Raw genomic sequence first — 15,189 nt, forward strand, 5'->3', positions numbered from 1 at the left:
GGCGATGCTTGACGACGCGCGACTGCCTATTGTCGATGTCGTCAGGTGGGCGAAACGGTATCAGACGCAACTGGACAAGCGATATGCCGAGCGCGAGGATCAGCGGTTTCGTCGTATCGCTCGTGTTGTCGCGTCGGCGTGGTTGAAATACCGTCTGACCGATCGGGATGATATCGAGCAGTATGCGTATTACGCGGTGCTCGTGAACAGCCGGTTCGATGTACCTCCTGAGGTGCAGCGCATCGTGGAAACGGCCGCCGGCAAGCCGGGGATGTTCGCGAAATCGATGCGATCGCTGCCGAAGCGTGTGTTGTTCTCGCTGTCGAACAACGCGTTCGAAGCAGCGGCGGTGCCGGTGATATTCGATGGTTTGCCGCCACCGCCGCGTGCAAAGGATGCGCTGCATGGGGGATCGTACCGGGTACGTATTGGACGCGATTTGCGACACAGACGACCGGATTCTTCTGGAGGAACTCAGCGGTGCGGCGTAAGTCTGCGATTGCCGTTTGCGACGGCAAGGTCGACACACTCTCGGAGTGAATGCTGCAGAAACCGCTGTTCGAACCGACGAACGAAAATATCAAGCTGGTCGCCGTGCAGGCCCGTTCCCGACGTCATGCTGCGGCGGCCATATGAAGAGAGTGCTTATGCCTGATTTCATGCAATACGCTGCGCCGAAAGTCCGCACGATCGTTCCAGACCGTCACGGCGCACGCGCAACTCGCGGACGGTTCCTCGCCGCGTTGCGACTCGCCGCCGCAGGCTTGCTATTCGTGTCGATGGCGGCGTGCAGCAAGTCCGATCCGACCTACACTAGCATTTCAACGGAGGCGCTGAACTACCTGCCATACAACCTCGTTCGGTTCACGATCACCGACCAGTTCGGCAACAAGGCACGCGGCGGCGGCGACCTGGAACCCGGGGCCGGGGAGGGCAGCATCTCCTGCTGTTACTTGCTGAAGGGCAACGATTTCAAGGTTCAGTGGACGTATTACGATGCGGACAACTGGCGGCCGGGTGAGCAGGTGAAGAAACAGCAGGCGGAGACGAACGTTTCGTTGCCGCCAACCAAGGAGCCGGATTCGATTGGCTCGCGCATTCTCGAGGTCCACTTCTACCCCGATCATCATGTCGAACTGGTATTTCCTGGAGAGATGCTGGGCAGTACCAGGTTGCCGATCGTGGACGTGTCGCGTGACTTGACGAAACGGTACGGCAAGCGCCTCGACAAGAAGTACGAGGACAATGACGCCCAGTCGCACCGCAGGATTTCGAGAACCGTTGCGGAGGCTTGGATCAAGTACCGCTTCACAGATCGCAGCGACCTTGAGCAATACGCCTATTACGCGCTTCTGGTGAATCCCCGGTTCGACGCGCACCCGGCGGTGCAGAAGATCATCCAGTCGAGCAAGGGGAAACCGGGAGCATTCGCGAAGGCGGCGGCCGCCCTGTCACCGACCGTTGTGAAGGAGCTTGGGCAGAACCGATTTCAGGCGGTTGCGGTACCGTCCATTCCCGCGGGCCTGGTGCCACCGCCACGTGAGGAGAATAGCCATGGCCGCAGCTAACGATCGAAACGCCATTCGACTCGATCCGGACGACGCTACGCCACAGAGCGTGCGAATGGCAGTCGACAAGATGGCGACAGCCAACTATCCAAAGGGAGATTGTCTGCCGTGCGGAGCAACGATCCGTATCGGCGTATTCTTCGATGCGTTCGGTCGAAGCAGGGACGAAGACGATCCGGACAGCGGACTGTACTCGAACATCTCGCGTCTTTTCGATGCGCACCGCACCAACCTAGACGTCGATCGTCCGGTGAATCAGTTCTGGTTCCGCCTTTACTATTCGGGCCTCGGGACGGATCTCAACGCGGATGCCAAGTCGAACGACTGGCTCAATGCTGGCCTGGCCGCGGGGAAAATGGTCGGCAAGAAGGTGCTCGCCGCAACGAAGGGCGTTGTGGAGTCAGTCGCACGTGTGAACCAGCCGATCAAGCAACTGGACGTAAAAGGTCGCGTGACGACGGCAGCCAAGCAGTCCGCCTCGGAGTTCTCGTTTCGGCCGATGCTGAATGCTTTCAACGACTTTAAGAAGGATATCCAGAACATCCCCCGAACCGCACGCCGCATCGCGAACGTATTGGACGCGTCGCCGGAGCGGATCTGGGAGCGCACGAAAGCAGGCGGCATCGCGGTATTCCGGAACGCAAAAAACGACGCGAAGCGCAATCCGCTCAAGATCGTGCAATCGACAGTCCGTCAGGTCATTACGGGAATCGCGATCGAAAACGTACCGATCGTGCGCGATGCGCAGGTGATGAGCGCGTACTTCGGCACCGGCGTCGATTCACGGCTCGTTGCCGCGAAGGACCAGCTGGAAAAAGCGGTTGAGGCGGTCAAGGGACAGGTGTCGAAGATTCGAAAGATCGAAGTATCGGTGTTTGGCGCCGATCGCGGTTGCGTGCTGGCACGCGCGTTCGTCAACGATCTGGCGACCAAGTACAAGCGTCGCGACGATCAGGACCTTGCACTCAACGGCATTTCGCTCGAAATAAAGTTCGTCGGTCTGCTGGATGCGGTGTCGTCGATTATGTCGGAAGAGGCCGGCGAGATTATCGGCATCCTGCCGTTTCTCGGGACCATCAAGCCGAATTACAAGGACCGGTCGCTTGCCGTGCCCGCAAGCGTGCAGCGGTGCGTGCATTTCGCTGCCGCTCACGAGATGCGCATGTACCAGCGACTCGACAGCCTGGAAAAGACTCGTGCCGAGCAACGGCTCTATCCGGGAACGAGCAGCGACATCGCCGGCGGTTCGTTGCATGGTTCGCTGGGCTTCAATGCAGAGCTGATGCGTATCCCGCTACGGGACATGCTGTTCGAAGCGCTCAAGGCTGGTAGTGCGCTTCTCGACATGGAAACGCTAGCCAAGCGGCGGCCTGACGTATTCAGTCGCTTCTCGATTGCGACGCCGATCACCTACGAAGGCAAGCAATACAGGATCAGGGCGCTTGTCGATGCGTACCGCAAGGTTGTTCCGGACACGCAGGGCGTGAACTTTCTGCCGCATGCGGAGGTATTCCTGCGCTGGATCGCCGTGCGATACCAGGATCCGGAATTCCGTCATTCCGTGACCGACCCGGCAACCGAGTGGCGCAAGGACGTCGAAAAAGCCGACTACGACCGGCGCGACGCAAAGGCGAAGCTCGACTGGGCGATGATGGGCAGCCAGCGGATGGACTCGCCCGAGATCCAGAAGCTGAAGCTCGCGAAGCAGGCGGCGGACAAGCGTTACAACGATTTATGGAAGGATGTCCCGCCGAGCAATTACACGACGGTCTGGCAGCGTCTCGACAAGGAAGCGAGGGAGATGACTGGCAAGTGGGAGAAGATGCGGCCGGAATACGAGGCCGAGCAACGGCGCCGCTTCACGCAGTCGTTCAACAACAAGCCGACTTATACGCCGCTGTTCCTTGCGCCCGCGTTTGCACGCCGTGTTGAGCTGAACGAGGACGAGGTTGCGCTGGTCAAGGCCTGGGAGCAGGGGTATGCGGGGAAGAACCCGCTTCCGCCCGAGGTGATGGCGATGTTCGACATGCTCGTCCACGATACGTTGCTGACGAGTTGGCAGGATCACGTGCTCGCGCCTTCGCTGTACTTCAGGACGCGGGACAAGGACGTGTTCGGAAAGACGGACTATGCGAAGGAAGACAAGCAGCGCAAGAGCGACGATCTCACTGCGAAACGGGTCGACCAGGCGAGCAAGCAGAGCCAGCAATGGACGAGAGGTTACCAGGGCACGCCACCGACACATTGACGTCCTTCTGTGGCACGCAACCGCCTACCGCTGACACTCGGTGGCACCGGGGGCGGATCATCCGAAGCCGCCCCCCGCCAACTCACTGCCCCACCCGGAACTCGATCCGCCGATTCCTCGCCCTGCCATCCGCCGTATCGTTCGGCGCGATCGGCTGATCCGGGCCCACCCCCGTCGTCGTCATCTGCTGCGGCGGAATGCTCTTCGTGATCAGATAACCCTTCACCGCATCCGCGCGTGCCTGGCTCAGCGCGATGTTCGACGTCCGGTTCCCCGAGTTGTCGGTGTGGCCGATGATGTCGACCGTGCGGTTCTGCATCTTCGCGAGCGCGGCCGCCATCTGGTCGAGGATCAGCTTGCCCTGCGGCGTCAGCGTCGCGCTGCCGGTCTCGAACTCGATCGTCCGGTTCGCGAGCGTCTGGTCGAGCACGCCCTGTTCGGACGCCGACACGCGCAGCCCGTTCTTGATCGTGTACGTCGGGTTCAGCGTGTTCGCCATGTCGCTCGCGAGTTGCTGGCGCTGCGCCTCGTTGTGCACCTCGCCCTTCATCTCGATCTGCGTGCCGTTGATCTTCAACTGGCCCTTGCTGATCTGCTTGAGCTGCGCGCCGAGCAACTTCTGCACGTTCGCGCTCCAGTTCGGCGGCGTCGCGACGTCGCCCACCTCGATCTGGTCGACGACGTTCGTCGCGCCGTACGTGTCGCGCAGCTTCTGCAGCACGGCCGCCTTGGTCGCCTCGTCGGGCACCTTGCCGCCCACCACCACCTGGCCGGGCGTCGCGTTCGCGGGCGGCGGCGCGATCGTGGCGGCGGTGCCGTGCACCACCGTGCCGGACGCGCCGCCGGCGTTCGGACTGGCCTGCGGCAGCGCGGTCGTCGCGACCGTGCCGTTGCCGACCGGCGTGACGGTCGCGCCGGTATTCTGCGCGAAGGCCGCGCCGCTCGCGACGAGGCCGGCGGCGAACAGTGCGGCGAGGGCGGGCGAGACGGCGGCCGAAAGACGCGCGCGCCGGGCCTGAATCGTGCGATGCATGCCGTCAGCCTCCGATGAACGCTTCGCGGAACGCGTCGATGGCGACGCGCAGCGAGAGTTGCGGTTGGTCGAGGTAGCTGACGAGCTTGCTGATCTGGTGATCGTTTTGCGCATGGGCGTCGATCCACTCGGGATCGTCGATGTCGATGTTGTGGGCGGCGTAGGTCTGCGGGTCGACGACGCTCAGCAGCGTCTTCGCCGACGCGCCGTTGAAGCCGATGATCAGCCGTTCGCGTTCGGCGATCGTGCCGATGAAGATCGCGAGCTCGAAGTCGGCCTGCGCGACGAACGGCGCGATCAGCTCGAGCCAGAACGCGGCGACGAGGCTGCGGTAGAACGGATCGACCGGCAGCGGCAGCGTGAGGCCGCGTTCGATGTGCGACGAGCCGCTCTGCATCACCGGCCGCAGCAGCGAGCCGAGCGCGAGCATCGCGCCGCGCAGCCGCACCGGGTGACCGCTTTCGAGCAGCATCTGCTGCAGGCCGTACAGCGACTGGTGTTCGACGAAATCGTTGAAGGTGCCGTCATGCGACGTGCCGGGCCCGCCGATGTCGATCGGCACCTGCGTGTCGCCGAGCGCCTGCAGCGCGCCGGGCGGCTCGTCCTTGCCGAGCAGCGGCGGGATCTGCGCGGCGACGCGCGACCACAGCCGCGCGAACGCGAGCGGGCTGCGCGCGAGGAACGCGAGCGGCCGGTCGACCTCGAGTGCGGTGGCGCCGAGGAACGGGAAGCGGCGCATCGACACGTCGTGGCTCGCGACCATGTGGCCCGCGATCGCGAGCTTGCTGCGCGAGCCGAGGAACGCGAAATGCATCGGCTTCGCGTCCTCGTAGACGATCTTCCAGCGCGGATCTTCCGCGAGCAGCTCCAGCGCCTGCGCGATCCAGCGATCGAGCGTCTGCAGCAACTGCGGATTGTGCGCGCTCTTCACGAAGTCGCCGCGCGACGGAATCTTGCCGAAGTAGGCGATTTGCGCCTGTACGGTTTGCGTCATTGCGCCCTCTGTGCATTCGTTGCGTTGGCGGCCGCGACGGCCGGCGCGGCGCCCGGCGTGCCGGCGCCGGCTTGCGTCGCGTTCTGCGCGGCGCCCGCGCTCGCGTCGGCGACCGACGACGGCAGCTGCAGGCCGCGCAGGCTCTGCTGCTGCGGCTGGTCGCCGCCGCCGGCCGACGGCTGCGACGTGCTGATGATGCGCATCGTCACCGACACGTTCACGCTGCCCTGCGCCCACGTCAGGTCGAACGTGCCGTCCGGACGGCGCTTGCGCTGCGCCGAGTTGATCAGCTTCTCGAGACCGTAGCGGCCCGGCTCGTTGACGAGCTGCACCGTGCGGCCGTCGAAGGTCGTCGCGGACAGCGTCGCGCCCGGCGAGCCCTGCGGGTTCGGCCACACGAAGTTGGTCCACTGCGGCGGCGTGTTGCGGTAGCGCAGTTGCTGGCCGTCGATCGCGATCGTGTATTCCGTCGTGCCCGTGCTCGGTTGCGGCAGGATCTGGAACACGGTCTGCGGCTCGGACGACGCGGCCGCGCTGCCGGCGGCGCCGCCCGCGAGCGGCGCGACCCAGCGTGCGAAGCCGTTCGTGAAGTCCGGCGTGAGCCCGATGCCCATGTCGCCCCACGTGCGGGCGGCGAGCGTGTCGCCGCGGCGCACCGCGAGCGGCCCGAGCGTCGTGCCGACGAACTTCGCGATCGAGCCGTCCGGGCCGAACACCTGCGCGATCTCGCCGGCGCCGGCCTCGACCTTCGCGTTCGCCGCGAACGGGTACTTGGTCGCGAGCGAGTTCTGGAACGGCTGGTAGACCTGCGCGTTCCACACCTTGTTGACTTCGGCGCTGGCCGGCTGGATCACGACCGCGAACGCCTGCATCAGCGGCCGCACCAGCAGCGGGCGCAGCGACTTGCGTTGCGAATCGGTCAGGCCCGTCAGCATCTGCTCGTCGACGAGCTTCAGCGAATCGGCGAGTTCCGAACCGCTGCCGTCGAGCGTTTGCTGCATCAGCTGACGCGCGCCCGGCCCCGGGTCACCCTGGTTCTTGATCACGTTGAAGCGCGTGCGGACCTTCGACAGCGACTCCATGTAGCCCTTCAGCATCGACGTGCCGTCATGCGTCGCGACGATCCGCGCGAGCCCGACGAACTCCTGGCCGATCGGGCCCATCGGCACCTCGGCCGGATTGCCGTTGATGTCGATGTTGGCTGCCGCCATCTGGCCGGCCTGCGAGCGCGTGAACAGTTGCTTGACCCAGTTCACGACGCCCGTCTGCGCCTTCTTGATCGCGACGTTCGCGAGCGACGGGTTGTCCCACGACGTCTGGTCGTACGCGGTCTCGAGGATCTTGCGGATCGGCGAATCCTGCGGGTCGCCCAGGCGGTTCATGCCGTCGACGGCCTGGCCGAAGCTGGTGAAGCCCTGGACCGCGATGCCCTGCATGAACTTCTGCCAGTGCTGCGCGTACTCGGTCTTGTACATGCCGACGAGCGTCTTCTGGATCTGTTCGGGGCTGCCCTCGAGCGTCAGGTCGTCCTGCGTCGACGTGTTGAGCACCCAATCCTTCGCCTGCAGTTCCTTGGTCGCCGCATCGCGGATCGCCGGCTGCACGTAGTCGAACCACGCTTCGCGCGTGAACGTGCCCGGAATCGCGTAGCTGCCTGCCACGAGACCCTGGTTGCCGTCGCCGACGATGCGCGCGATGGTCATCGGCGCGAAGCGGGTCGACGCGCGCGCCTTGATTTCCTCGTACACGCGCTGGCGGGCCGGCATGCCGCGCACGACGCGGCGCAGGTTCTCGCGGGTCTGGTCGACGAGCGCGAGGTTCGCGTCGATCATCGGCCAGTCGTTGTCGTTCACGCGCGACAGGTAGAACGAGATCATGCGCTCGGCGCTCCGGATCATCTCGTCGCGCGGCATGTTGCCGCGATTCGTCTCGAGCCAGCCGCGCCAGAAGCGGGCGAGCTGGTCGGTCAGGTGTGCCTGTTCGACGTGGCGCTTGTCGGACAGCATCAGGTACGTCTTGAGCGCGTTGTACGCGTCCTGCACGTTGGTCGGCGACGCGTCGCTGTAGAGGCCGCCCTGCGGCGCGGCTGCCTGTTGCGGGGCGGCGGCCGGCGCGGTGCCGGACGCGGCCAGCGCGGCGGCCGCCTGCGGCGCGGCGCCCGCGGCGTTCGTCGAGACCGGCATCGTACCGCCCTGCACGGCGCCCGATTCGGGCGGGCGCGTCATCGGCACGAGCTGCTCGGGGTGCGCGTTCACGTCCTTCATGAACGACGCGAGGTTCTGCGACACGGGGGCCAGCAGGATCTGGCGCACGCCGCCGTAGTACTCGGTCAGCAGATGCTGTTCCAGACGGTCGCCCTGGTACAGGCCGAGCGACACCGACAGCGGCTTGTCGCGGCGGAACTGTTCGAGCTGCTCGATCCGGTCCTCGAGGATGTCCATCGCCTGCAGGCGCGACTGCAGGTCGTTGCGGCCCTGCTGCAGGCGCGTGACGTTGTCGAGGTCGGCCTGCACGTTCGCGACGAGCTGCTGGTTGCCGATCGTCGACCAGGTCCAGCCGCCCAGCGCGAGCGCGAGCGCCGCGACGAAGCCGAAGAAGGTCGCGTAGCGCAGCCGCGTCTTGGTCGGGCTCGCGAACTGGCGCACCGTCTGGCGGTCGGCGAAGATCACCTTCGAGAACAGGTCGCGCAGGAAGAAGCCGTTCTTCGAGAACGCGCTGTGCGGTTTCGGCAGCGCGCTCGCGTCGAGGCCGAAGCGGTGCGCGATGCGCTGCGCGGCCGCACTGTTGGTTTCGCCTTCCTGCAGCGCGCTGGTGAAGTAGAAGCCGCGGAAGATCGGCTTGTACTGGAACGGGTTGTTCTCGAACAGCGTCGCGAGGAACGCGCGCAGCGACGGCTTGATCGTCGAGAATTCGAGCGGGAAGCTCAACTGGCCCGGCGACAGCTGGTTGCCGCGCGACAGCGACAGTTGCGCGACGCTGATTTCCTTCAGCCCTTCGTAGAGTTCCTCGAAGTGCGTGTCGAACTGCGCGACGACGTCGCGCTTGTCGTCGGGTTCGTAGGGCAGGGTGGCGCCCCACACGCGGTCGTACTCGTGCTTGTCGCTGCTGCTGAAGAATTCGGTGAAGCCGGTGATCAGGTCGGCCTTCGTGAACATCACGTAGACCGGCGCGAACACTTCCAGCTTTTCCGTCAGCTCCTGAACGCGCTGGCGGAGATTCTTCGCGAGGTTGATCGCGAATTCGGGGCGGTTGCCGGTGAGCTCGGCGATGCTGGCCGTGACGATGATGCCGTTGATCGGCGCCTTCGGGCGGTAGCGCTTGAGCAGTCCGAGGAAGCCGAGCCACTCGCTGCGGTCTTCCTCGTGCACCGAATAGCGGCCGGCCGTGTCGAGCAGGATCCCTTCGGTCGTGAAGAACCAGTCGCAGTTGCGCGTGCCGCCAATGCCGTGGATCACGGCGCTGTTCTTGTCCGCGAACGGGAATTGCAGGCCGGAATTGAGCACGGCGCTGCTCTTGCCCGCGGCCGGGTTGCCGATCACGATGTACCACGGCAGCTCGTACAGCGCGGAGCCGCCCGAGACCTGGCCGATCTTCGACGTCTTGATCGTCTTCACCGCATCCGACAGGCGCGTGCGCAGCACGTCGAGGTCGGCCGTCTTCGCGTCGGGCGCGAGCGCGGCGGCGGCCGGCGCGGCGATCTTGCCGGTTTCCGCCTGCTCTTCCAGCACCTGGCCCAGCTGCCGGTTCGCGCGCTTCACGCGCCAGCGGCGCCACAGCGCGACGGCGAGCCACAGCGCGAGAACCGCCGCGAACGCGATTGCCGCCCACAGGAGCGGCAACTGCAGCATGTCGGCGACGATGAACAGAATGGCCGCTAGCGCGACGATCCCGACGATCGAGAGCGTACGCGGATGAGTCAGCACGTTGAGGATGCGTTGCATAGGACGTTCAGGTTCCGGTGCGATTCGGTGAGGCGACGCAGGCGCGTCGAGCGGCAAGGGTGGCGCCGCGATGTGTCGCCATGCTGTCAAACGGGATGAAGGAGGCTGGCATCAATACGCTCGCGGCATCGGAGAAGGCGCGCGCATTAACGAAAGGACGCTGTGAGATTTAAAACGGAAGCGGCGGCCGGAAAAAATCGCGCACCGGAATGCCCGATTGTTTGCGCCGCCCAAATCGTTTCCTGCCGGGTGATTAAAAAGCCCCATGCCGCCCTCATTATTTCTTGTCCGGCAGCCCTGACTAGCTGCCGCGTCCCAGTTTAAAACCGGGTTTATGGTATTCCACGTGCCCGAGATCCATCATTTTCCATCGGCCGCCCCAGGTCAGGCCGACTTGTTCGGCGACCTGGCCGTACAACTGGTAGCCGCGCATCGCCCACGGGTCTTTCTCGGAAATGACCAGCTTGCCGTCGCGCAGGAATGCGTTGTCCGCCGCCAGCCCGAACTGGTGATAACTCTGGAAGGCTGCCGCGTTGGTCACGTTGCTGCCCATCTGCGCCAGCCGGTTCTGCCGTTCCGGGCTCCGGTAACCTTCCAGCAGCGCCATTTCATAACCGTGCTGTTCGTGCATGATCTTGTAGACCAGCAGCAAACGCGTGCGGAAATCCGGGTCCAGCAGGTTCCAGTCGCGGCTCGCATCCTTCAGCGCCGGGCGGACCTGCTCGACTTCCTTCGTGGCGAAGACTTCCGGCGGCAGCGGCGGCGGCGGCACGAGCTGCTCGCCCTGCAGCAGCGCGGCGATTTTCTCGTCGGGCACGCGCGCCGTGTCGTCGTACTGGAACAATTGCCGGCCGCGTAACGCGATGGCGACCAATGGCGGCGTCGCAAGAATACCTGCCGATACCATAATCATCAAGCGCCGTCGAACCAGTAAATTTTGCACATCGCTTAATGCGCCGCGCGTCACGCTTGCCGATTTAACAATCTGACTGCGCGCGCGCGCGGCGCGATCGTTCGCCCGGCGCGTGAGACGGCCGTGAAACTGGGCAACGGATTCGAAAACGGCCGCCCGGATACCCGGTAAAAGCAACAGTGCCGCAACGGCGACGGCAAGGGCGAAATAGGCGACGAGTGCGACGGCAATCAAAGAAATCCCCGGAAATTGGAATTGATTGTGTTTTGCAATGCTTGCTCTTAGAATCAGGCTGCTTCGAGAGGCCGGGCTATATTATCGCGGTGAATTAAACCAGGATTCAATGAGACGCTGAATGAGTGCGCCGGAAAATTCAAATTCGAAAACTCCGCCCAGCCTGCTGTCCGATACCAAACCGGCAGGCGAGGGAGGACCTCGGCAGTCGCGCATTCTCGCGGATCTGGAAGGGCGTGTCACGCCGCCCGCCGAGCCGCCGCGCCGTTCGCTGAAGGGGCCGATCGCCGCCGTCGTGGCGCTGGTCGTGGCCGTCGGCGGCTGGGGCGCGTGGCGCATGCAGCAGTCGTCGGGCGAACAGCCCGCGGCGGTGGTAGCCGCCACGGCGCCTGGCAAGGCCGCCCCGGCCAGCGGCGCCGCCGTGCAGGTCGCGCAGAACGGCGCGTCCGCCGCGCCGGCCGCGCCGGCCGCGCAACCGGCCACGATCGTCAACGACGATTCGGCGTCCCAGGCCGTTGCATCGGCGTCCGCCGCGTCCGCCGCGGACAACAGCCGCCTGTCGCGCGCGCTCGCCAACGGCGCCGACGACGCATCGGGCGCGGCCACGGCCGGCGCAGCCGCAACCGCCGCGGCGGCCACGGCGGCGACGGCCAGGTCCGCGAAGGCCGACGCGTCGAAGAGCGCGAAGGTCGCGGCCCACGGCAAGGCCGACACGAAGGCGGACACGAAGGCCGACGCCCGCAAGCATCGCAAGGAACAGCAGGCCGAACTCGCGCAGGCGAAGAAGCGCCGCGACGCGACGGCGGCCCGTACCGCGAAGGCGGGCGCGAAGGACGATCCGGATGCCGATCTGCTCGCCGCGCTCGTCGCGCGTACGAAGCCGGCCGACAAGACGCTCGCCGCGCAGAAGGCGCAGGCCGTGTCGACCAAGACGGCGGCGACCGGCGGCTCGCTGGCGTCGCGCGTGAAGGCGTGTTCGGAGCGCGGTTTCTTCGAGGATCAGCTGTGCCGCTGGCGCGTGTGCGACGGCCACTGGGGCAAGGACCCGGCGTGCCCGAGCGCCGCGCAGTCGGAGACGCGCCAGTAGCGCGCGCCGCGCCCGCCGCGACGTGTTGCTTGTCCGCGCCGCCCCGATGGGCGGCGCGTTTGTTTTCGGGGAACGGAAAGCTGCCGGCATGATGCCGCGTGACACTGTCACGCGCGTGTCATGGCCGTCGGGCATACGTCTCCTTTCTTTTCCCGGCGCGGGCCCGCGACCCGCGATGTGCGGCGCGCCGCACGACCTTCGACACGATGGACCTGATCGTACAGACTTACGGCGCCGATACGTCCGGCATGGTGTGCGGATTCCGCTTCGTTCCGGGCGGCGCCGGCGCGACGCTCGATGCCGACGCGGCCGCCGCATGGCTGCGCACGTGCCGCGAACAGGGCGCGGCCGCACCGGGCGATTTCGTCTGGCTGCACTTCAATCTCGCGCACGGCGCGAGCGAGCGCTGGATGCGCACGCATCTCGGGTTGCCCGACAGCTTCTTCGAATTCCTGCACGAAGGCTCGCGCTCGACGCGCATCGAGCAGGAGGACGGCGCGCTGCGCGCGATCGTCAACGACGTGATGTTCAACCTCGAACTGACGCCGTCGGAGATCGCGACGCTGTTCGTCCACGTCGAGCGGCGCATCATGGTGACCGCGCGGCTCAAGCCGCTGCGCTCGGTCGACACGCTGCGCGCGTGCGTGCGCGACGGCGAGGCGTTCCGGTCGCCCGCGGAGCTGCTCGTGCATCTGCTGCGCGACCAGGCCGACCTGCTGATCCAGATCATGCGGCGCACGAGCGTCGACGTCGACCGCATCGAGGATCGCTTCCTGTCGCAGCGGCTCACGTCGAGCCGCATCGAGCTCGGCGCGATGCGCCGTACGCTGACGCGCCTGCAGCGCATGCTCGCGCCGGAGCCCGGCTCGATCTTCCGGCTGCTCGCGAAGCCGCCCGCGTGGCTGCATACGGAAGACGTGCAGGAACTGCGCGAGTCGACCGAGGAATTCTCGCTGGTGCTCGCCGATCTGGCGGGGCTCAACGAGCGCATCAAGCTGCTGCAGGAAGAGATCGGCTCGCGCCTGGACGAGCAGAACAACCGGACGCTGTTCACGCTGACGCTCGTCACCGTGATCGCGCTGCCGATCAACATCGTCGCCGGGTTCTTCGGGATGAACGTCGGCGGCGTGCCGTTCGCGGAGAACAAGCACGGCTTCTGGCTGATGGTGCTGCTCGTCGCGGGCTTCACCGCGCTGGCCGCGTGGTGGGCGTTCCGGCGCCGCGACGATCGCTAGCGCGGCACCGGGCGTCGCATCGACGCGTCACCGCAGCAGCGCGATCGCGCGTTCGCCGATCACCATCCCGAGCAGGCCGACGAGCGCAACGAGCGGCGGGGCCGGCGAGCGCACGTGCAGTAGTGCGTACAACACGCCGACACCGACGCCCACCGCGAGCGAAATCACGTAGTCCATCATGGCGGTCTCCCGTGTGGTCCGGTATCAGGGTTTGAGGATCACGCGTTCGCGCGCACCGGCCAGCACCGCGCGATACGCATCGTGCGCACGCTCGAGCGGGTACACGTAGCCGTCGCCGATCGGAAACGGGCGCAGCGTGCCGTTGCCGAAGCCGGGCGCGAGCGTGTCGAGGATCCGCGCGACCGCGGCCGCGCCGAGCTGCAGCGAATCGATGCCCACGAACGTGTGCTGGCCGCGATAGAACGCGAAGATGTCGAACGGCACGCTGCGCTCGATCGTCGAGATGAAGATCTGCCGCGCGCCGATCGCCATCGATGCGTTCGCGGCTTCGAAATACGGGCTGCCGACCGTGTTGTAGACGAGGTCCGCGCCGTGGCCGCCGGTCATCTCGCGCACCGCGTCGGCCACCGTCCGGCTCGATGCGTCGATCATGCGGACCTCGCCGGATGCGTGGCCGCGATAGCCGCCCGGGCCGCGCTCGACGCCGATCACGGTCGCGCCGCGCGCGGTGGCGAGCTGGATCGCGGCCTGGCCGACCTTGCCGTTCGCGCCGAACACGAGCACGACGTCGTCGGCCGTCGGCATGCCGGCGCGGCGCAAGCCTTCGTACGCGGTGACGAACGGCACGCCCACGCCGGCCGCTTCGTCGAGCGTCAGCACGGCCGGCTTGCGGCGCACGTGCGCGGCATCCAGCACGAGCCATTGCGCATGCGAGCCGTCGCGGCCGACGCCGAGATCGCCGCCCGATCCCCACACCGGCGCACCGATCCAGTCGTCCGGGCCGCCGCGTACGATGCCGGCCCAGTCGCGCCCCGGCGTGCGCGGCCACACCGCATGCGGCATGCGGCCGAGCGCGGCCTTCACGTCGCTCGGGTTCACGCCGGCCGCGCGCACCTCGATCAGCATCTGGCCGTCGGCCGGCACGGGCGGCGGAATGTCCCGGACCCGCGCGTCGAGCGACTCGATGTCGGCGGCGGGGGTGTCGAAGCGAATGCTGCGCATGAGATTCTCCATGAACGAGGGCCGCCGCGGCCCGGCGGGCCGGCGCGTGCGGCGGATGAAAGCGATGAAGGCAGTCTAGTGGGCCCGATTTGACGCGGAAACGTGCAAAGGCGGATGATTGCTTTGCGCTTTCCGCACAGCCAGACCCTCAGGCCCCTGAATGGACGACTTCCTTTCCCCGCACCTCGCGCTGTTCGTCGACGTGGTCGATCAGCAGAGCTTCTCGGCAGCCGCGCGCCGGCTTGGCGTCGCCGCGTCGTCGGTCACGCGGCGCATCGACCGGCTCGAGACGCAACTCGGTATCCGCCTCCTGCATCGCACCACGCACGCGCTCCGGCCGACCGAGGCCGGGCAGTTGCTGTACGGTCGCGCGACACGGATGCTGGCCGAGCTGCGCGGACTGCAGGAAGACCTGCACAGCCAGCACGACGAACCGGGCGGGCTGCTGCGCATCGACTGTCCGGCGCCGTTCGGCCGGCGGCACCTGATGGGCGCGCTGGCCGCGTTCATGCAGCATCATCCGGCGTTGCAGGTCGATCTCGTGCTGACCGACAGCATGGTCGATCTGCAGGGTGCGCGACTCGGTTCCGACGTCGATCTCGCGGTGCGTATCGGGCCGCTGGAGGACACGCGTTTCGTCGCGACCGTGCTGGCGCCGCAACGGCGCGTGCTGTGCGCGAGCGCGGCCTACCTCGCACGGCGCGGCGAGCCCGAATCGCCCGACGCGCTGGCCGGCCACGACTGTCTCGCGTGG

General features: G+C 66.3%; 11 protein-coding genes and 1 pseudogene. 6 read left to right on the forward strand and 6 right to left on the reverse strand.

The genetic code is table 11. The annotated features are described in order from the left end of the window. Nucleotides 1-4: 4 nt before the first annotated feature. The 3 genes and pseudogenes from LGN10_RS31790 to LGN10_RS31800 form a co-directional block, all read left to right on the forward strand. Nucleotides 5-394: pseudogene (locus LGN10_RS31790) on the forward strand (hypothetical protein); the annotation flags it as partial. Nucleotides 395-647: 253 nt separating this feature from the next. Beyond that, entirely contained in the window at nt 648-1,568 is a 921-nt protein-coding gene (locus LGN10_RS31795; protein ID WP_180278184.1) for a DUF3304 domain-containing protein, read from the forward strand. Continuing rightward, on the forward strand, nt 1,555-3,816 hold the full coding sequence (locus tag LGN10_RS31800; RefSeq protein ID WP_099316016.1) for a DUF2235 domain-containing protein: 2,262 nt from the start codon (nt 1,555-1,557) through the stop codon (nt 3,814-3,816). Before LGN10_RS31795 ends, LGN10_RS31800 begins: the two co-directional genes overlap by 14 nt. 82 nt (nt 3,817-3,898) lie before the next feature. Here the strand turns inward: LGN10_RS31800 and LGN10_RS31805 are convergent, their stop codons facing one another. The 4 genes from LGN10_RS31805 to LGN10_RS31820 all read right to left on the reverse strand — a co-directional run bounded on the left by LGN10_RS31805 (nt 3,899) and on the right by LGN10_RS31820 (nt 10,931). Beyond that, entirely contained in the window at nt 3,899-4,849 is a 951-nt protein-coding gene (locus LGN10_RS31805) for an OmpA family protein (RefSeq protein ID WP_059577151.1), read from the reverse strand. Nucleotides 4,850-4,853: 4 nt separating this feature from the next. Then, nucleotides 4,854-5,843, reverse strand: coding sequence for a type VI secretion system-associated protein TagF (tagF, locus tag LGN10_RS31810; protein WP_059577148.1), 990 nt, complete (start codon nt 5,841-5,843; stop codon nt 4,854-4,856). Then, on the reverse strand, nt 5,840-9,784 hold the full coding sequence (gene tssM / locus LGN10_RS31815; RefSeq protein WP_226226112.1) for a type VI secretion system membrane subunit TssM: 3,945 nt from the start codon (nt 9,782-9,784) through the stop codon (nt 5,840-5,842). The genes tagF and tssM overlap by 4 nt, the downstream gene beginning before the upstream one ends. Nucleotides 9,785-10,085: 301 nt before the next feature. Then, nucleotides 10,086-10,931: a M15 family metallopeptidase gene (locus LGN10_RS31820; RefSeq protein WP_059640096.1), complete on the reverse strand. Its 846-nt coding sequence runs from the start codon at nt 10,929-10,931 to the stop codon at nt 10,086-10,088. 121 nt (nt 10,932-11,052) lie between these two features. Here LGN10_RS31820 and LGN10_RS31825 point away from each other — a divergent pair, with 121 nt between their 5' ends. Next, on the forward strand, nt 11,053-12,018 hold the full coding sequence (locus LGN10_RS31825; RefSeq protein WP_226226113.1) for a phage tail protein: 966 nt from the start codon (nt 11,053-11,055) through the stop codon (nt 12,016-12,018). A 206-nt stretch (nt 12,019-12,224) separates the two neighbouring features. After that, nucleotides 12,225-13,253 (forward strand): transporter, encoded by a 1,029-nt coding sequence (locus tag LGN10_RS31830; protein ID WP_060315573.1) that lies wholly within the window; start codon nt 12,225-12,227, stop codon nt 13,251-13,253. 27 nt (nt 13,254-13,280) lie between these two features. Here the strand turns inward: LGN10_RS31830 and LGN10_RS31835 are convergent, their stop codons facing one another. Further along, a complete protein-coding gene (locus LGN10_RS31835; RefSeq protein ID WP_081059172.1) occupies nt 13,281-13,433 on the reverse strand; it encodes a DUF1427 family protein in 153 nt (50 codons plus the stop codon). Nucleotides 13,434-13,457: 24 nt separating this feature from the next. Beyond that, nucleotides 13,458-14,435 carry a quinone oxidoreductase family protein gene (locus tag LGN10_RS31840; RefSeq protein WP_059640100.1) on the reverse strand — a complete coding sequence of 326 codons (978 nt, stop codon included), beginning with the start codon at nt 14,433-14,435 and terminating at the stop codon, nt 13,458-13,460. Between the two features lie 160 nt (nt 14,436-14,595). Here LGN10_RS31840 and LGN10_RS31845 point away from each other — a divergent pair. Continuing rightward, nucleotides 14,596-15,189 (forward strand): LysR family transcriptional regulator (locus tag LGN10_RS31845; RefSeq protein WP_226226114.1); only part of this gene is annotated, 594 nt, incomplete at its 3' end.

This window comes from Burkholderia sp. AU32262 (assembly GCF_020419985.1).
Lineage (GTDB): Bacteria > Pseudomonadota > Gammaproteobacteria > Burkholderiales > Burkholderiaceae > Burkholderia > Burkholderia semiarida.

What these genes read in the sequence shown, in the direction of transcription:
- LGN10_RS31795 (WP_180278184.1), top strand. Translation starts at nt 648, where the DNA reads ATGCCTGATTTCATGCAATACGCTGCGCCGAAAGTCCGCACGATCGTT.
- LGN10_RS31800 (WP_099316016.1), top strand. Translation starts at nt 1,555, where the DNA reads ATGGCCGCAGCTAACGATCGAAACGCCATTCGACTCGATCCGGACGAC.
- LGN10_RS31805 (WP_059577151.1), bottom strand. Translation starts at nt 4,849, where the DNA reads ATGCATCGCACGATTCAGGCCCGGCGCGCGCGTCTTTCGGCCGCCGTC.
- tagF (WP_059577148.1), bottom strand. Translation starts at nt 5,843, where the DNA reads ATGACGCAAACCGTACAGGCGCAAATCGCCTACTTCGGCAAGATTCCG.
- tssM (WP_226226112.1), bottom strand. Translation starts at nt 9,784, where the DNA reads ATGCAACGCATCCTCAACGTGCTGACTCATCCGCGTACGCTCTCGATC.
- LGN10_RS31825 (WP_226226113.1), top strand. Translation starts at nt 11,053, where the DNA reads ATGAGTGCGCCGGAAAATTCAAATTCGAAAACTCCGCCCAGCCTGCTG.
- LGN10_RS31830 (WP_060315573.1), top strand. Translation starts at nt 12,225, where the DNA reads ATGGACCTGATCGTACAGACTTACGGCGCCGATACGTCCGGCATGGTG.
- LGN10_RS31835 (WP_081059172.1), bottom strand. Translation starts at nt 13,433, where the DNA reads ATGATGGACTACGTGATTTCGCTCGCGGTGGGCGTCGGTGTCGGCGTG.
- LGN10_RS31840 (WP_059640100.1), bottom strand. Translation starts at nt 14,435, where the DNA reads ATGCGCAGCATTCGCTTCGACACCCCCGCCGCCGACATCGAGTCGCTC.